Here is a 17366-nt window from a genome sequence, read left to right on the forward strand (position 1 = left end):
GGATCAACGGGGGCTGTCCCCCCCACCCTTTGCGCCATCGGCGGGCGGCAGTCCGGCCAGTATCCGCCCTGCCTGCGCGGCATCGAGGTCGTAATGGAAGAAATCGCGATAGAAGGCGCGCGTCTGTTCCACCATGTTGGTGGCCGCGAACAGGTCGGGATGCAGCACCTGCGCCGCCCATGCGACCTGCAGCGGGAATTCGCTGCCATAACGATCCCACGGGAACACGCCTGCCGGATTATGGACCACACGCCCCGCCTGCACGGCCCTGATATTACGCCACACCCCGCCATCCGCCGCCGGGTCGAACGTGCCGCTGTCGGGACCAAGGATGATGACATCGGGGTTCCACGCGGCCACCTGCTCGACCGAGACGGGTTTCATGTTCCCGTCCACCCCGTCCGCCGCGTTGCGCGCACCGGCAATCGCCAGCCATTCGTCAATGATCGTATGCGCCCCGTCCACGCGCAGCGGATGCAGCGACTGGATATGCACCACGCGCGGCCGCGCATCAGGGGCCAGCGCGTCGGTGCGTGCGCGGGTATCGTGGATCACCCCGTCGAGCATGGTTTCATAGGCCCGCGTTACATCACGCGCCTGCGGTGTGCCAATCACCTGCGCCGTCATTTCCAGCGAACGGCGCAGGCTTGCGACATCGGTAAACCCGGCCACCAGCACCGGGATCCCCACCGCGCGCAACGCCGCCGCCGTGGCCGACCCGTTGGGGACAAAGGCGACATCCACCCCGGCCTTCAGCAGGCTTTCGGCATTGACCGCAGGCCCGTTGACCCCGATGGCCTTGTACAGGACGGGGGCGACACGGAACATCCACGGGCGCGTATCCGGCCGGTCCACCGTCACCGCGATCCGGTCCGCGGCACCAAGCATGATCGTCAGTTCATTATGGGCGAACCACAGGTCCGCGATATGGCGGGGGGAGGCAGGCACCTGCTGCACCTGTCCCGTCATGTCGGTCACACCATGGGTCGCCGCATGGGCGGAAAACGCCGACAGCACCATCGCGCCAATCAACCCGACGCCCCATTTCCGCGAATGCCGCATGCCCCTGATATCCCTTCTGCCTGATGGCCCCCGATATATCCCATCGGATACATCTCCGGCCAGAGGCGATGTTGTGCCCGCGAAAGCACGTTTTAAAATAATGGATTGAAAAAATTAAAAGTTTTTGGGTGCCGGCTTTTTTCAAAAAGGCGGCGTTCTTCGAAGCTTTTTGAAAAAAAGCTTCACCAAAAACTTCTTAATGATGTTCCCGACGGCCCATAAAAAAAGCCGCCCCGGTTAGGGCGGCTTTTCCAGATCCGTTGCGCAGCCGTGAATCAGTCCTCGGCATAGGTGGAGATGTCAGGGCACGAACACACAAGGTTGCGGTCCCCATAGGCATTGTCCAGCCGGTTGACCGGCGACCAGTATTTGGTCCCCGCCTGCACTTCACCGGGCAGGCAGCCACGCGCACGGTCATACGCACGGTTCCATTCCGGGTCGGTCACGTCACGCACCGTATGCGGCGCATGGCGCAGGGGGCTGTCCTCCACCTTGATCCCACCATCCAGGATCTCGCTGATTTCCGCGTGGATGGCGATCATCGCATCGCAGAACCGGTCGAGTTCACGCAGCCCCTCGGACTCGGTCGGTTCGATCATGAAGGTACCCGCGACGGGGAAGCTGACGGTCGGGGCGTGGAAGCCATGATCGACCAGGCGCTTGGCGATGTCATCGACCGTCACCCCGGCCGTATCACGCACGGGACGCAGGTCGATGATGCATTCATGCGCCACCCGCCCGTTCGCCCCGCGATACAGCACAGGGTAGTAATCCGACAGCCGTGCCGCGATGTAGTTGGAGTTCAGGATCGCGGCCTCGGTCGCGCGGCGCAGGCCCGCATCCCCCATCATCTTCATGTAGGTCCACGAAATCGGCAGCACGTCGGCCGACCCGAACGGCGCGGCGCACACGGCATTGGCCTCGCCCAGTTCGGGCCGTCCCGGCAGGAACGGCGCAAGGTGCGCGCCCACCCCGATCGGCCCCATGCCCGGGCCACCGCCGCCATGGGGGATGCAGAACGTCTTGTGCAGGTTGAAGTGGCTGACGTCAGAGCCATAGGACCCCGGCCGCGACAGCCCGACCTGCGCGTTCATGTTCGCCCCATCAAGGTACACCTGCCCGCCCGCCGCATGGACCAGGTCGCACAGTTCACGCACGCTCTGCTCGAACACGCCATGGGTGGAGGGATAGGTGATCATGATCGCGGCAAGCTGCGGCGCGTACTGTGCGATGCGCGCCTTCAGGTCGTCCATGTCCACGTTGCCATGTTCGTCGCACTTGACGACGACAACCTTCATCCCCGCCATCTGCGCCGATGCCGGGTTGGTCCCGTGCGCGGATGCCGGGATCAGGCACACGTCACGTCCGGCCTCGCCCCGCGCACGGTGATAGGCGCGGATCGCCAGCAGCCCGGCATATTCGCCCTGGGCGCCCGAATTGGGCTGGAGCGAGACGGCGTCATACCCGCTGATGCGGCACAGCATCTGCTGCAGTTCCGCGAACAGTTCGGCATAGCCTTCCATCTGGTCCGCCGGGGCGAAGGGATGGATGTCGCAGAATTCCGGCCACGTGATCGGCATCATCTCCGCCGTGGCGTTCAGCTTCATCGTGCACGACCCCAGCGGGATCATCGAACGGTCCAGCGCAAGGTCCTTGTCCGCCAGACGGCGCAGGTAGCGCAGCATGTCGGTTTCGGAGCGATAGGCGCTGAAGACCGGCTGCGTCAGCAGCGTGCCCTTACGCACCAGCGCCTGCGGGATCGCACTGCCGGCGGCGTCGAGGCTCGCTTCCATCGTCGCCACGCGCGCCGCGTCCCCGGCGAAGCAGGTCCAGATCGCACGCACGATTTCAGGCGTCGTCGTCTCGTCAAGGCTGAGGCCAAGGGTATGTGCGTCAATGCGGCGCAGGTTCATCCCCGCCGCCACCGCGCGCGCCGCAATGGCTGCCGTGCGGTCACCCGTGGCAATGCTCAGCGTGTCAAAGAACGCATCCGTGCGCACGTCCTCGCCCAGCGCGCGCAGGCCCGCGGCCGCGACAACACACAGGCGATGGATGCGCTGCGCAATCGCGCGCAGGCCATCCGGGCCATGATACAGCGCATACATCGACGACACGACGGCCGGCAGCACCTGCGCGGTGCAGATGTTCGACGTCGCCTTTTCGCGGCGGATATGCTGCTCACGCGTCTGCAGCGCAAGGCGATAGGCAGGCTCGCCGCGCGAATCGATCGACACGCCGACAAGGCGGCCGGGCATGTTGCGCTTGAACGCATCGCGCACCGCCATGTACGCCGCATGCGGGCCACCGGCCCCCATCGGCATGCCATAGCGCTGCATCGAACCGACCGCGATATCGGCACCCAGCGCGCCGGGACTTTCGAGCAGCAACAGCGCCATCGGGTCCGCCGTCATCGCGGCAATCGCGCCCGCCGCATGCAGGGCCTCGATCGCGGCGCGCGGGTCGCGCACCTGCCCGGATGAGCCGGGATACTGGAACAGCGCACCGAATACCGCATCCGCATGCAGGTCGTGCGCGGGATCGCCCACCACCAGCGTCCAGCCCATCGGTTCCGCCCGGGTACGCAGGACGGAGATCACCTGCGGGTGGCAGTCCGCATCGACGAAGAACGACGTCGCCTTGCTGCGTGCGACACGACGCGCCATGGCCATGGCTTCCGCCGCCGCCGTGGCTTCGTCCAGCAGCGAGGCATTGGCCACGTCCAGCCCGGTCAGTTCGATCACCAGCGTCTGGAAGTTCAGCAGCGCCTCCAGCCGGCCTTGGCTGATTTCGGGCTGGTACGGGGTATAGGCCGTGTACCAGGCCGGGCTTTCCAGCACGTTGCGCTGGATCACGCCCGGCAGGATCGTGTTGTAATATCCCTGCCCGATCAGGGACGTCATCACCTTGTTGCGGCGCGCAATCTGGCGCAGGCGATCAAGCGCCTGCGTTTCGGACACGCCGGCACCCAGACCCATTTCCCCCTTCAGGCGGATATCGCCGGGGACGGTCTGCGCCATCAGGTCCTCAAGGCTTTCCGCCCCGACGACACGCAGCATGTCGCGCACGTCATGGGCGTCGGGGCCGACATGACGCGCACAGAACGCGTCAGGATCGCTGCCCGCGCCCTGCCACAGGGGAGAGTTATCAGTGGAAGACGTCATGATCGGGAACTCCGTCAGGTCACAGGCAGCAGGAGGGATATCAGGCCAGCAGCGCGGCGTAGGCGGCAGCGTCGAGCAGGTCGTCAAGCTGCGCCCTGTCGGCCATCTTCATGCGCACGATCCAGCCATCGGCTTCCGGCGCGCGGTTGATCAGCGAGGGGTCCTCCGACAGCGCATCGTTGAACGCGGTGACCGTGCCGCCAACGGGGGCATAGATGTCGGACGCGGCCTTCACCGATTCCACGACCGCGACGCTGTCGCCCTGCGCAACCTCGGTGCCTGCGTCCTTGCCTTCGACGAACACGAGTTCGCCAAGCTCATCGGCCGCATGCTGCGTGATGCCGACGACAACCTCGTCGCCCTCGATGCGCAGCCACTCATGTTCCTTGGTGTAATAGGTGCTCATGATCCGCTCATTTCCTGATGATGGTGGATGTTGGAAAAACCGTGTGAAAACCTTGCCCTAGCGCCGGAAGGTCGGCGCCACGAACGGCAGTGCGACGACATGGACCGGCAGGAAGCGCCCGCGCACGCCCGCGAACAGCGGCGTGCCGACGGCGGCCGACGCCGCATCGACATAACCCATCGAAACCGGGCCGGGGACGCTGGGGCCAAACGCGCCGGACGTCACATGCCCGACGCGGTGCGTGCCCTCGGCATCGCTGAACAGCGGCGCGCCACCACGGATCGGGGCGCGCCCCTCCCCTTTCAGGCCGACGCGGCGGCGCGCAGGCCCTTCGGCAAGCTGCTTCGCCACGATATCGGCACCGGGATAGCCACCGGCACGCGCGCCACCGGGACGGCGGCTTTTCTGGATCGACCATTCCAGCGCGCCCTCGACCGGCGAGGTCGTGGTGTCGATGTCCGAACCATACAGGCACAGCCCGGCCTCCAGACGCAGGCTGTCACGCGCGCCAAGGCCCGCCGCCGCCATGTCCGTGCAGGCCAGCAGCGCGCGGGCGACCTTTTCGGCCTGGGCTGCGGACATGCCGATCTCGAACCCGTCCTCGCCAGTATAGCCGGAGCGCGAGACGATGCAGGATACACCCGCGACCTCGGTTTCGATCACATCCATGAAGCGCATCTCCGTCGTCGCGGGGGCCAGTTCGGCCATCGCCGCAACCGCCGCAGGCCCCTGGGCCGCGATCAGCGCACGGTCCGACAGGAACTCCACCTCGCACACATCGGAAATCCCGGCCTCGATCAGCGCGAAATCCGCTTCCTTGCACGCGGCGTTGACCACCAGCAGGAACCACGTCCCCATGTTGGCGATCATCAGGTCATCGCTGATGCCGCCATCCTCGCGCATCAGCAGCGCATAACGCTGCCGGCCGGGACGCAGGGCGACGATGTCGGCGGGGACAAGGCGTTCCAGCGCCAGCGCCGCATCCGCCATCACGCCCGAACGCGGGCGCACGCGCACCTGCCCCATGTGCGAGACGTCAAAGATGCTGCCCGCCGTGCGGGTATGCAGGTGTTCGGCCATGACACCGGCGGCATACTGGACCGGCATTTCATACCCGGCGAAGGGCACCATGCGTCCCCCCAGTTCAAGATGCAGCGCGTGCAGCGGCGTGCGCAGAAGACCCTCGGTCATGCGAAGACTACCTCGTCATTGCGATATGTCCCCACGACGCGCGCGCCACGGCCCGCATCCCGCGACGCCAGCAGCGCATGCAGGAGGAAGATCGCGGCGTCGGGACACGCGCGGGGGGAACATGTGCGGGGGGATGCCAGAAATTGCGAAATCGTTACGATCTGTGCCGAAAGCATGGACATGAAAAGGGCTCCCGCGACTCCGTCATGGATATCACCTGCCCCTTCTGTCACCTGTGCCTGAGATCGCTATCCCGTCGGCGGGCGCCACGGAAGACCGCGCGCCTCTTTCCAGAAGTTATCACCGACCGGTCCTTTTGCCTGAGAGTTTCCGGGGCGGTTGCTCCTTCGGCGCCGGCATGGCCGGTCTCTCCCGTGTCGATATCCGACTGCTTGACATGACACGCGAACACAAGTCAATCCATGAAAACACCCGATGTCCCGCGTCCATGCGCCCGCGCCTGCACGCACCGGGGCGGGGCATCCATTCGCGCTGTCACAAAGGATGCCAGACATGACCGACACCCGCCTGATCATCATTGCGGAATTCGAAACCACGGCCGCCACGCGCAAGCCCTTCCTCGAGGCATGCCTTGAGGACAGCATCCGTTCGGTTGCGGACGAGGCGGGATGTTCGTGCTTTGACGTGCTGACCACGTCGGATGAACCCGACACCGTGATCCTGCACGAAGTCTATGACAGCCCGGCCGCGTTCGAGGCGCACCAGGCGACGCCGCATTTCAAGGCGTTCAGCGATGCGGTCAACACGCTGAAGGTGCGCACCGTGAGCGTGCGCAAGACGACGCGCAACGCGGCGGCATGATCCGTTACGGAATAAACCCTGAAAAGTCATGAAAGCTTCTGGGTGTCGCCTTTTGATTGAAAAAGGCGACGTCCTTTGAAGCTTTTTGAAAAAAGCTTCACCAAAAACTTTTATCATTTCAGGGCTGTGGGGCGGGGAATGACTTTCCCCGCCCACGACAGGTCAGGCTTCGGGGGTGTAGCCCGGCAGGTTGCGCGCGATATAGGGCGGCAGGACGAAGGACGCGACCTGCATTTCGGGCGTCCAGTACTGGCATGCCCCGATTCCCGCCTTGCGCGCGCGCTCGCGGATGGTTGCGACATCCTGCCTGCCCGGCGCCTCGCCCTTGGCCGCGATACCCAGCGTCATGAACCCGCCGACATAGGTCGGGACCGCCGCGACATAGGCCGAGACATGACGGAAGAACTGTGCCCGGCGCATGCTGGTGTCACGCAGTTCATCAGCCTGCATGAAGGGCACGCCGCACTGGTTCACGATCAGGCCGTTATCGGTCAGGACACGCGCACAGTGGCGATAGAACGAATCGGTAAACAGCACTTCCCCCACACCGATCGGATCGGTGCTGTCGACGATGATCACGTCAAAGGCGCCATCGGGTGCATTGGTGACATATTCGATGCCATCGCCCACGATCACTTCGGCACGCGGGTCGTTCCACGCATCGCCCGCGATGTCGGGCAGGAACTTCTTGGACAGGGAAATGACTTCGCCGTCGATTTCGACCATGACCGCGCGTTCGACCGTGCTGTGCTGCAGCACGCGGCGCAGCACGCCGCCATCACCCGCCCCGATGATCAGGACATTGCGCGCCGCCCCATGCGCCAGCAGCGGCACATGCGTCAGCATTTCCTGATACACGAACTCGTCACGCTCGGTAATCTGCACCACCCCGTCGAGCATCAGGACGCGGCCATAATCCTCGTTCTCGAATACCGCGATGTCCTGGAACGCGCTTTTGGTCTGGGCCAGCATCCTGTTGACGCGAAGCTGCTGGCGCCAGCCGCCATAAAGGGTTTCGCTGATCCAGACATCGGACATCATGGTACTCCTTGAAAATATCCATGCGAAAACGGGCCGGACATCTGGTCCGGCCTGTCATTCTTTCCCGTACGGGAGGTAATCGGGTGCGGGCGGGACGCCGAAAACCGGGACATGGGGCACGTGACGCACCCCATGCCGGCACGTTACAGCGCGACGCGACCGCGACGCTGTTCGTCCACCTCGATCCGGCCGGCCTGAAACAGGCGCTGCATGACCGGGATCGCCAGGTGCGGGTCACATGCGCCGCACATGAAGATGTCCACGGCGGCAAAATTGCGTTCCGGCCACGTATGGATGGAAATGTGGCTTTCCGCCAGCACGACCACGCCGGACACGCCGCCATTGGGCGTGAAATGGTGGAAGTGGCTGTGCAGGATTGTCGCCCCGGCCGTCACTGCGGCTTCGCACAGGGTGCGGTCGATCTTGTCCGGATCGTCAAGATTGTGCGCATCCCAAAGATCGACAAGAAGATGCGTTCCCGCAAACTTCATCCCGTCTTTTTCGACGAAATAATCTTTCCGGTCGTCGTCGGACGAAAACGGCGCTGAAGAGATCTGGTTATCGCTCGGGAGTTCCGAGACCATCCCCAGTTGAGCAAGTGCGTTCATCACGTACCCCCAAACCAGTAGACAGCCTGTTGGGCAGACATTGCCCCCTTGGGCCAAGAGCGCCGCTGATAGGGCTTCTGACGGGCAGGACGCAAGCATTTTCCGCATGATGGGGACAATATTTTTCGTATTTCCCCATCACGCCCGCAACTTCGCCCCGCCCTGCCGGTTTTTATTTGCCCTTCATCGGCTTTTTTCCGCCTTTTTTCGCCTTTGGCGCGGCCCTGGTCGCGGCGGCGCGCGATTTCGGCGCGGCGGGCGGTTTTTTGTCCCCCCTGCGGGCAGGAGCCTTCTTCGCGGGCTTCGCCGCGTCGGTGTGCGGGACCGCAACCAGCGGACGCTGCGCCAGGAGCGGGCGAAGGAATCGGCCGGTATGGCTTTCGGGATTGGCCGCGACCTCCTCCGGCGTGCCCTCGGCCACGATGCGGCCACCGCCGTCACCACCCTCCGGCCCCATGTCGATCACCCAGTCGGCGGTCTTGATGACCTCCAGGTTATGCTCGATCACCACCACCGTGTTGCCCTGCGCCACCAGCGCGTGCAGCACCTCGAGCAGCTTGCGCACGTCCTCGGTATGCAGCCCGGTCGTCGGCTCGTCGAGGATGTAGAGCGTCCGCCCCGTGGCGCGCCGGGCCAGTTCCTTCGACAGCTTCACGCGCTGCGCCTCGCCGCCTGAAAGGGTGGTCGCCTGCTGCCCCAGCGCGACATAGCCCAGCCCCACCTTCTGCAGGATCGCAAGCCGGTCGCGGATGCGCGGCACGGCGGAGAAGAAGGGCAGCGCCTCGTCCACCGACATCGCCAGCACGTCGGCAATCGACTTGCCCCGGAACTTCACCTCCAGCGTCTCGCGGTTGTAGCGCGCGCCCTTGCAGGTGTCGCAGGTGACGAACACGTCGGGCAGGAAGTGCATCTCGATCTTCAGCACGCCATCGCCCTGGCACGCCTCGCACCGCCCGCCCTTCACGTTGAAGGAGAAGCGCCCTGCCTTGTAGCCACGTGCCTTGCTTTCGGGCAGTTCGGAGAACCAGTCCCGAATCGGGGTGAACAGGTCGGTATAGGTCGCGGGGTTGGAGCGCGGGGTGCGCCCGATGGGCGACTGGTCGATGTCGATGATCTTGTCGAGCTGCTCGATCCCGTCGATCTCCCGGTACGGGGCCGGGTTCTGCCCCGATCCCATCAGGCGGCGCGACAGGGCCTTATACAGCGTGTCGATCACCAGCGTGGACTTGCCGCCGCCCGACACCCCGGTCACGCAGGTGAACGTGCCCAGCGGGAAGCGCGCGGTCACGTCCTTGAGGTTGTTGCCACTTGCCCCGCGCAGCACGAGTTCACGCGCCGGATCAACCGGACGGCGCCGGGCCGGGACCTCGATACGTTTGCGCCCCGACAGGTACGCGCCCGTCAGGCTGTCGGGATTCTGCGCGACCTGCAGCGGCGTGCCGCACGCAACAACATGCCCGCCATTGACGCCAGCCCCCGGCCCCATGTCGATCAGCCAGTCGGCGGCGCGGATCGCGTCCTCGTCATGTTCGACGACGATCAGCGTGTTGCCCAGCCGCTTGAGCCGTTCCAGCGTGCCGAGCAGGCGTTCATTGTCGCGCTGGTGCAGCCCGATGGAGGGTTCGTCGAGCACATAGAGCACCCCCGTCAGGCCCGACCCGATCTGGCTGGCAAGCCGGATGCGCTGGCTCTCCCCCCCCGACAGGGTGGCCGACCCGCGCGACAGCGTCAGGTAATCCAGCCCCACGTCATCAAGGAAGCGCAGCCGGTCAAGGATTTCACGCAGGATCCGCCGCGCGATTTCCGCGCGCTGCGGGTTCAGCGTCGCCTCCACGGTGGCGAACCATTCCAGCGCACGGCGGATGGGCATGTCCGACGCCTGCGCAATGTTCAGGCCCGCCACCTTCACCGAAAGCGCCTCCGGCCGCAGGCGCGCGCCATGGCAGACATGGCACGGCTTTTCGGACTGGTAGCGCGACAGTTCCTCACGCACCCAGACGCTGTCGGTTTCCGCCATGCGGCGGCGCAGGTTGGTGATGACCCCCTCGAACGGCTTGGTCAGGGTATAGCTGCGGCGGTCGTCGCTGTAGGTGAAGGCGATGGGGTCATGTCCGCCATCAAGGATGACATCGCGCACGCCTTCGGGCAGGTCGCGCCACGGCGTGTCCATGCTGACCCCGTAATGCGCGGCCACACCCGCCAGCGTCTGCTGGTAATACGGACTCTGGCTGTTGCGCCACGGCGCGATCGCCCCACCGGCAAGCGACAGCCCTTCGTCCGGCACCACGAGATGCGGGTCGAAGAACGTCTCCTGCCCGATGCCGTCACAGGCGGGACATGCCCCCTGCGGCGCGTTGAAGGAGAACAGCCGTGGCTCGATCTCCTCCAGCGTGAAGCCGCTGACGGGACAGGCGAAGCGGGAGGAGAAGACCGTGCGTTCGGCAGGCGTGTCGTCGGCCCCGTCCTTCCCGCGCGGCACTTCCTCGGCATAGACAAGGCCGTCGGACAGCGACAGCGCGGTCTCGAAACTGTCGGCAAGGCGGGATTCCAGCCCCTCGCGCACGACGATGCGGTCCACCACCGCCTCCACCGTATGGCGCAGGCGGCGGTTCAGGTCCGGCACGTCGGCGATTTCATACAGCGTGCCGTCCACCTTCACCCGGGTGAAGCCCTTGCGCTGCAGGTCGGCGAGTTCCTTGCGACATTCGCCCTTGCGGTCGCGGATGACCGGGGCCAGCAGCATCAGGCGCGTGCCGTCTGGCATGGCCATCACGCGATCAACCATCTGGCTGATGGTCTGCGCCTCGATCGGCAGGCCGGTCTCGGGCGAATAGGGAACACCCGCACGCGCCCACAAAAGGCGCATGTAGTCATAGATCTCGGTCACGGTGCCCACGGTGGAACGCGGGTTCTTCGACGTGGTCTTCTGCTCGATGGAGATGGCGGGCGACAGTCCCTCGATCGAATCCACGTCCGGCTTGCCCATCAGTTCAAGGAACTGCCGCGCATAGGCCGACAGGCTCTCGACATAGCGGCGCTGTCCCTCGGCATAGATGGTGTCGAACGCCAGCGACGACTTGCCCGACCCCGACAGGCCCGTCATGACCGTCAGCGCGTCGCGCGGGATATCGACGTCGATGTCCTTGAGGTTATGCGCACGCGCGCCCCGCACGCGAATCGCGGGGCCGGTCACCTGCTGCACACCGGCCCCCGCCCGTGCGGGAGAAGAATCGTCCATGTTATCCTCCTGCCCCACTGACGCCACGTGGGGACCGAATGTGATGTTGCCATGTTGTTCTGTCCCCATCCCGGCCGGAGGGCAAGGGGCCATGGCAAGGCGACCTGTTTTTTCCCGGCTGCTTTTCCGATGGGAATCCGCACCAAAAAACCCCGGGCAGGGCTTTGCCGTGCGCCCCCATTATGGTCTAGGATATGCGGCCTCACGACCGGCCGGTCCGCACCATGGCGGACATGGCGGTTCCCGACGGACCGGCCCCTGCCCCTGACACCGGGACGCAGGCAGGCCGCCCGCGAACCCGAACAGCAAGCAGGACATCAAATGGCGGGTAGCGTCAACAAGGTCATCCTTATTGGTAATCTGGGCAAGGACCCCGAGATCCGCAACAGCCAGAGCGGTGCAAAGATCGTCTCCCTGACGGTCGCGACCAGCGAATCATGGAACGACCGCGCCTCTGGCGAACGGCGCGAGCGCACGGAATGGCACCGCGTGGTCATCTTCAACGAACGCATCGGCGACGTGGCCGAACGCTTCCTGCGCAAGGGGCGCAAGGTCTATCTCGAAGGGACATTGCAGACCCGCAAGTGGACGGACCAGTCAGGGATGGAGCGCTACACCACCGAGGTGGTGATCGACCGCTTCCGCGGTGAACTCGTCCTGCTCGACAGCAACCGCGGCGGCGAAGGTGGCGAGGGCGGTGGTTACGGCGGCGGCAATGGTGGTGGCTATGGCGGCGGTGGTGGCGGCGGCGGTTCCTCCCGCCCGGCACAGCAGCCTCGCTCCGCCCCGCCCGCAGGCGGCGGTGGCGGATGGGATGCGCCGTCGGGTGGCAGCGACCTTGACGATGAAATCCCGTTCTGAGCACGGCGCCGACGCCGTCTGAAGGCATGTGACCGGCGAAGGGCGCAGGAAATGCGTCCTTTTCCACGGGCGGCGTCCGTGGGCGGGGTCCAATGGCAGGCATCGCCCCGGCATGATGCCGCCATGGTGCCAGGTGATGGTTGGACGACATGGATACACACGGCCCCCGCACGCAACGCCCCCTGACCGACAGGGAAATCGGCAGATTCCTCAGCCTTGTCCTGCGCCATGACCCCGGCCGGATCGACATCAGGCTCGACCCGCAGGGATGGGTGGACACCACCACCCTGATCCGCCAGGCCCGCAGGCATGGCAGGACGTTCGACCTGCCGACGCTGCGCCGCGTGGTGCGTGACAATGACAAGCAGCGTTTCACCCTGTCGCCCGATGGCGCGCGCATCCGCGCGGCACAGGGCCATTCCGTTGCCGTGGACCTCGCACTTACCCCTGCCATCCCGCCCGCGACCCTGTGGCATGGCACCGCGCGCGCCAGCCTGGATTCGATCTTTCGCGACGGACTGGTGCCCGGGCGCCGTCGGCACGTCCACCTCTCCACCGACGAGGCCACGGCCATGAAGGTCGGGACGCGCCATGGCCGGGCCGTGGTCCTGCGGGTCGCGGCGTGGCGGATGCAGGATGATGGCCTGATATTCTGGCGGGCGGATAACGGCGTATGGCTGAGCGGGCACGTGCCGCCACGCTATCTCTCCTTCGCCTGACATGGCCGTCCCGCGGGTCTGCCGCTGCGTCCTTTCCGTGACGGAAACAGGCGTATCCGCACCACGCCACGGGGCCGGACTTGCACGCCCGCGCACCCGCCCGTACGTTCCCATGCGCGACACGCTTCGCGCGTGGGCGCAATTCTGCTATTGAGAGGGCAACAAACCCGCACGCCACGCGCGATGCGAGTCCTGATGCCCGCCCCCGCCCGCTTCCCCCTGAATGCGTGCGAAAACCAGCCATGACGGAACTGCCTTGACCGAAATTCCCGAACAGACTCCGCCCTCCGACATGCTGCCGGTGACCATTGAGGAGGAGATGCGCTCCTCCTACCTGGCCTATGCAATGTCCGTCATCGTCAGCCGCGCGCTGCCTGATGTGCGCGACGGACTGAAACCGGTGCATCGCCGCATCCTGTATTCCATGCGCGAAAGCGGCTTCACCCATGACAAGCCGTACCGCAAGTCGGCCCGCGCGGTCGGTGACGTCATGGGTAAGTACCATCCGCATGGCGACTCCTCCATCTATGACGCCATGGTGCGCATGGCGCAGTCATGGTCGATGCGGGTCAAGCTGATCGACGGGCAGGGCAATTTCGGGTCGGTCGATGGCGATTCCCCCGCCGCCATGCGCTATACCGAGGCAAGGCTGGCGCGGGCCGCCTCCTTCCTGCTTGACGACATCGACCGCGACACCGTCGATTTCCAGCCCAACTATGACGAGAGCGAGCAGGAACCCCAGATCCTGCCCGCCGCCTTCCCCAACCTGCTGGTCAATGGCGCGTCGGGCATCGCGGTCGGCATGGCCACCAACATCCCGCCGCACAACCCGGGCGAGATCATCGACGCGACCCTTGCGATGATCGAACGCCCGGACATGACGCTCGACGACCTGCTGCAGTACGTCCCCGGCCCCGACTTCCCCACCGGCGGGACGATCCTGGGCCGTGCGGGCATCCGCAGCGCGTTCGAGACGGGACGCGGGTCGGTCATCATCCGCGCGCGTGCGGAGGTCGAGGACATCCGCCGCGACCGCAAGGCCATCATCGTCACCGAAATCCCCTATCAGGTGAACAAGGCCACCCTGCAGGAACGCATCGCCGACCTGGTCCGCACCAAGCAGGTGGAGGGCATTTCCGACATCCGCGACGAAAGCGACCGTTCGGGCATGCGCATCGTCATCGAGATCAAGCGCGACGCCACGCCCGAGGTGGTGCTGAACCAGCTTTATCGCTTCACGCAGTTGCAGACCTCCTTCGGGGTCAACATGCTGGCCCTTGATGGCGGGCAGCCGCGCCTGATGGGCCTGAAGGACGTGCTGCAGGCCTTCATCCGCTTCCGCGAGGAAGTGATCCTGCGCCGCGCGCGCTTTGACCTGAACAAGGCGCGCGACCGCGGGCACCTGCTGGTCGGCCTGGTCATCGCGGTGGCGAACATCGATGCGGTCATCGCCCTGATCCGCGCCGCGCCCGACGCCGCCACCGCGCGCACTGCCCTGATGGAACGTGCCTGGGACGCAGGCGACATCGCGCCGCTGCTCGCGCTGATCCATGACGAGGGCAATGTCGTCGTGGATGGGCGCGTCCACCTGACCGAGGCACAGGCGCGCGGCATCCTTGAACTGCGCCTGCAGCGCCTGACGGGGCTGGAGCGCGACAAGATCCAGCAGGAACTCTCCGAAGTCGCGACGCGCATCAACGAACTGCTGGAAATCATCGCCAGCCGCCCGCGCCGCATGGAGGTCATGCGCCACGAACTCGCCACCGTGCGCGCCGAAATCGCGACCCCGCGTGCAACCGACATCGCCGATTACGCGGGCGACCAGACGGATGAAAGCCTGATCGAACCGGGACAGATGGTCGTCACCATCACCCGCGACGGCTTCATCAAGCGCACGCCGCTTGACGTCTTCCGCGCGCAGAACCGTGGCGGGCGCGGCCGTACCGCCGCTGGCCGCCGGGGCGATGACATCATCATCCGTTCGTTCAACGCCCACACCCACCAGTGGGTGCTGTTCTTCTCCTCCGGCGGCAAGGCATACCGCGAAAAGGTCTGGCGCCTGCCCGAGGCCAGTCCCACGGCGAAGGGGCGTGCGCTGGTGAACCTGCTGCCCGACCTGGGCGAGGATTCGATCACCGCCGTCCTGCCGCTGCCGCAGGACGAGGACCTGTGGGAAAACCTCCACCTTGTCTTTGCCACGGCGTCGGGGAACGTGCGCCGCAACCGGCTGAGCGATTTCCGCAACATCCGCTCCTCCGGCCTGATCGCGATGAAGCTTGATGACGGCGACAGGCTGATCGGTGTCGCCACCTGCCGCGAGGGGCAGGACGTGTTCCTTGGCACCCGCAATGCGCGCTGCATCCGCTTCCAGATCACGGACGACACGCTGCGCGTGTTCGCCGGGCGCGGCAGTTCGGGCGTGCGCGGCATCCGCCTTGCCGAAGGGGACGAGGTCAACAGCCTGTGCGTGCTGGGGCATGTCGATGCCACGGTGGAGGAACGCGCCGCCTACCTGCGGATCGCCAACGCCCGCCGCCGCGCCGAAAATGCCGCCCAGAATGGCGAGGATACCGACACCACGCCTGAGGCCGCCACCAGCGAGGACGAGGAAACGGCCACCGACCTCGCCCTGTCGCCCGAACGCGTGGCGGAAATGGAGGCGGCGGAGGAAATCCTCCTGATCGTCAGCAATGCCGGGTTCGGCCGCCGCTCCTCCGCCTATGACTACCGCGTCAGCGGACGCGGCGGGCAGGGCATCAACAACATGTCCTTCCCCACCGCGCGGCGCGGCAACGCGGTGGTCGCCACCCTGCCGGTTCTGGCGGGCACGGATGTCATGCTTGTCACCGATGCGGGCCGCCTGATCCGCCTGCCGGTGGACCAGATCCGCATCATGTCGCGCCAGGCCAGCGGCGTGACGCTGTTCCGCCTGAACGATACGGAAGAAGTGACCAGCGTCTTCCCGGTCATGGATGACGGATCGGAAGGCGACGACACCGACGATACGGATACGGGCGATACGGGCGCGGGCGAAACCGGTGACGTGGCGGATGGCGATGCGACGCCGCCCGCCGCCGGGACGGACGCCAGCGATGACTGACACGGCCGTGCGCGCCGGCTTTTACCCCGGCACCTTCGATCCCGTCACCAACGGGCACCTCGACATCATCACGCGCGCCGCACGTCTGGTCGGCCGCCTGGTGATCGGGGTGGCGAAGGACACGACCAAGCAGCCCCTGCTGTCGCTGGATGAGCGGATCGCGTGCCTGCGCACCGATATCGCGGCCCTCGACATCCCCCCTGCCACCGTGATCGAGGTGGTGGGGTTCGAGGGCCTGCTGGTCAACGCGGCGCATGCGCATGGGGCACATGCAATATTTCGTGGCCTGCGGGCGGTTGCGGATTTCGATTACGAGAACCAGATGTCAGCTATGAACACGCATCTGGCCCCGGACATCGAGACCGTTTTCCTGATGGCGCGACAGGGGAACCAGTATATTTCCTCCCGCCTGGTCAAGGAGATCGCGCGGCTGGATGGTGACATCACGGATTTCGTCTCACCCTCCACCCGCCAGTGCGTTCTGGCGCGCCTGAAGGACCGCTGAAGGCGCCTTCCCCGACCCGGCAACGGATGCGCGCCGGTTTTTTTCACCCTTACAGATAAACAGGAAACGGACAGCCATGTCAGATACGAACAAGGCCGACCTCATCAACATGGACCTCAAGACCGGGCGCGTGGTCATCCGCCTGCGTCCCGACCTCGCCCCGCTGGCGGCGGAGCGCATCCGCACGCTGGCGGCCGAAGGGTTCTATGACAACACGCCGTTCCACCGCGTCATCCATGGTTTCATGGCGCAGGGTGGCGACCCGACCGGCACCGGCACGTCAGGCAGCAAGCTGCCGGACCTGAAGGCCGAATTCACCAACAAGGCGAAGTTCGAGCGCGGCACCGTCGGCATGGCCCGCACCATGAACCCCGACAGCGCCAACAGCCAGTTCTTCATCATGTTCGAGCCCTCCCCCCATCTGGATGGCCAGTACACGATCGTCGGGCAGGTGATCGAGGGCATGGACCATATCGACAAGGTCAAGCGCGGCGCGGGCCAGAGCGGCATGGTCCAGGATCCCGACCGCATCATCAAGATGCGTCCCGCCGACGCCGAGGCGTAAAGGACATGCCTGGGGACCGTGCACGCGCGCGGTCCCCATCCCCCTGCCGCCCCGTCACCATACGGCCAGCATGAAGACCGGGGCGGC

General features: G+C 65.6%; 14 protein-coding genes and 1 riboswitch. Of the genes, 6 read left to right on the top strand and 8 right to left on the bottom strand.

The genetic code is table 11. From position 1 onward, the window contains the following. Positions 1–3: 3 nt before the first annotated feature. From HNH97_RS03390 to HNH97_RS03410, 5 genes are all read right to left on the bottom strand, one after another. Complete coding sequence (locus HNH97_RS03390) at positions 4–1062, bottom strand: ABC transporter substrate-binding protein (RefSeq protein ID WP_227744585.1); 1059 nt, start codon at positions 1060–1062, stop codon at positions 4–6. 275 nt (positions 1063–1337) lie between these two features. Then, positions 1338–4223 (bottom strand): aminomethyl-transferring glycine dehydrogenase, encoded by a 2886-nt coding sequence (gene gcvP / locus HNH97_RS03395; RefSeq protein ID WP_171789858.1) that lies wholly within the window; start codon positions 4221–4223, stop codon positions 1338–1340. A 40-nt stretch (positions 4224–4263) separates the two neighbouring features. Then, positions 4264–4629: a glycine cleavage system protein GcvH gene (gcvH, locus tag HNH97_RS03400; protein WP_171789859.1), complete on the bottom strand. Its 366-nt coding sequence runs from the start codon at positions 4627–4629 to the stop codon at positions 4264–4266. A 57-nt stretch (positions 4630–4686) separates the two neighbouring features. Continuing rightward, positions 4687–5820, bottom strand: coding sequence for a glycine cleavage system aminomethyltransferase GcvT (gene gcvT / locus HNH97_RS03405; RefSeq protein ID WP_171789860.1), 1134 nt, complete (start codon positions 5818–5820; stop codon positions 4687–4689). Next, positions 5817–6002 (bottom strand): hypothetical protein, encoded by a 186-nt coding sequence (locus tag HNH97_RS03410; protein WP_110912305.1) that lies wholly within the window; start codon positions 6000–6002, stop codon positions 5817–5819. Before HNH97_RS03410 ends, gcvT begins: the two co-directional genes overlap by 4 nt. A gap of 116 nt (positions 6003–6118) precedes the next feature. After that, positions 6119–6206: riboswitch (glycine riboswitch) on the bottom strand. A 127-nt stretch (positions 6207–6333) separates the two neighbouring features. Here HNH97_RS03410 and HNH97_RS03415 point away from each other — a divergent pair. Continuing rightward, a complete protein-coding gene (locus HNH97_RS03415) occupies positions 6334–6642 on the top strand; it encodes a putative quinol monooxygenase (RefSeq protein ID WP_171789861.1) in 309 nt (102 codons plus the stop codon). Between the two features lie 162 nt (positions 6643–6804). On the opposite strand, the gene speE is transcribed toward HNH97_RS03415, so the two are convergent. From speE to uvrA, 3 genes are all read right to left on the bottom strand, one after another. Further along, positions 6805–7680 (bottom strand): polyamine aminopropyltransferase, encoded by an 876-nt coding sequence (gene speE / locus HNH97_RS03420; RefSeq protein WP_171789914.1) that lies wholly within the window; start codon positions 7678–7680, stop codon positions 6805–6807. Between the two features lie 146 nt (positions 7681–7826). Continuing rightward, on the bottom strand, positions 7827–8291 hold the full coding sequence (gene speD, locus HNH97_RS03425) for an adenosylmethionine decarboxylase (RefSeq protein WP_110094539.1): 465 nt from the start codon (positions 8289–8291) through the stop codon (positions 7827–7829). A gap of 172 nt (positions 8292–8463) precedes the next feature. Next, positions 8464–11529 carry an excinuclease ABC subunit UvrA gene (gene uvrA, locus HNH97_RS03430; protein ID WP_171789862.1) on the bottom strand — a complete coding sequence of 1022 codons (3066 nt, stop codon included), beginning with the start codon at positions 11527–11529 and terminating at the stop codon, positions 8464–8466. 321 nt (positions 11530–11850) lie between these two features. On the opposite strand from uvrA, the gene ssb reads away from it, so the two are divergent. From ssb to HNH97_RS03455, 5 genes are all read left to right on the top strand, one after another. After that, positions 11851–12390, top strand: a complete 540-nt coding sequence (ssb, locus tag HNH97_RS03435; protein ID WP_110912304.1) for a single-stranded DNA-binding protein — start codon at positions 11851–11853, stop codon at positions 12388–12390. Positions 12391–12539: 149 nt separating this feature from the next. Then, entirely contained in the window at positions 12540–13109 is a 570-nt protein-coding gene (locus HNH97_RS03440; protein WP_171789863.1) for an RNA 2'-phosphotransferase, read from the top strand. Positions 13110–13401: 292 nt separating this feature from the next. After that, complete coding sequence (gene gyrA, locus HNH97_RS03445; protein WP_407716836.1) at positions 13402–16209, top strand: DNA gyrase subunit A; 2808 nt, start codon at positions 13402–13404, stop codon at positions 16207–16209. Next, positions 16202–16714: a pantetheine-phosphate adenylyltransferase gene (coaD, locus tag HNH97_RS03450; RefSeq protein WP_171789865.1), complete on the top strand. Its 513-nt coding sequence runs from the start codon at positions 16202–16204 to the stop codon at positions 16712–16714. Before gyrA ends, coaD begins: the two co-directional genes overlap by 8 nt. 76 nt (positions 16715–16790) lie before the next feature. Continuing rightward, positions 16791–17279 carry a peptidylprolyl isomerase gene (locus HNH97_RS03455; protein WP_110094542.1) on the top strand — a complete coding sequence of 163 codons (489 nt, stop codon included), beginning with the start codon at positions 16791–16793 and terminating at the stop codon, positions 17277–17279. Positions 17280–17366 lie beyond the last annotated feature (87 nt).

Source organism: Gluconacetobacter entanii (assembly GCF_013155425.1).
Taxonomy (GTDB): domain Bacteria; phylum Pseudomonadota; class Alphaproteobacteria; order Acetobacterales; family Acetobacteraceae; genus Novacetimonas; species Novacetimonas entanii.

Coding starts and splice junctions, on each gene's coding strand:
- uvrA (WP_171789862.1), bottom strand. CDS start 11,529: ATGGACGATTCTTCTCCCGCACGGGCGGGGGCCGGTGTGCAGCAGGTG.
- HNH97_RS03390 (WP_227744585.1), bottom strand. CDS start 1,062: ATGCGGCATTCGCGGAAATGGGGCGTCGGGTTGATTGGCGCGATGGTG.
- gyrA (WP_407716836.1), top strand. CDS start 13,402: ATGCTGCCGGTGACCATTGAGGAGGAGATGCGCTCCTCCTACCTGGCC.
- gcvT (WP_171789860.1), bottom strand. CDS start 5,820: ATGACCGAGGGTCTTCTGCGCACGCCGCTGCACGCGCTGCATCTTGAA.
- speD (WP_110094539.1), bottom strand. CDS start 8,291: ATGAACGCACTTGCTCAACTGGGGATGGTCTCGGAACTCCCGAGCGAT.
- HNH97_RS03410 (WP_110912305.1), bottom strand. CDS start 6,002: ATGTCCATGCTTTCGGCACAGATCGTAACGATTTCGCAATTTCTGGCA.
- HNH97_RS03415 (WP_171789861.1), top strand. CDS start 6,334: ATGACCGACACCCGCCTGATCATCATTGCGGAATTCGAAACCACGGCC.
- gcvH (WP_171789859.1), bottom strand. CDS start 4,629: ATGAGCACCTATTACACCAAGGAACATGAGTGGCTGCGCATCGAGGGC.
- gcvP (WP_171789858.1), bottom strand. CDS start 4,223: ATGACGTCTTCCACTGATAACTCTCCCCTGTGGCAGGGCGCGGGCAGC.
- HNH97_RS03440 (WP_171789863.1), top strand. CDS start 12,540: ATGGATACACACGGCCCCCGCACGCAACGCCCCCTGACCGACAGGGAA.
- speE (WP_171789914.1), bottom strand. CDS start 7,680: ATGTCCGATGTCTGGATCAGCGAAACCCTTTATGGCGGCTGGCGCCAG.
- ssb (WP_110912304.1), top strand. CDS start 11,851: ATGGCGGGTAGCGTCAACAAGGTCATCCTTATTGGTAATCTGGGCAAG.
- HNH97_RS03455 (WP_110094542.1), top strand. CDS start 16,791: ATGTCAGATACGAACAAGGCCGACCTCATCAACATGGACCTCAAGACC.
- coaD (WP_171789865.1), top strand. CDS start 16,202: ATGACTGACACGGCCGTGCGCGCCGGCTTTTACCCCGGCACCTTCGAT.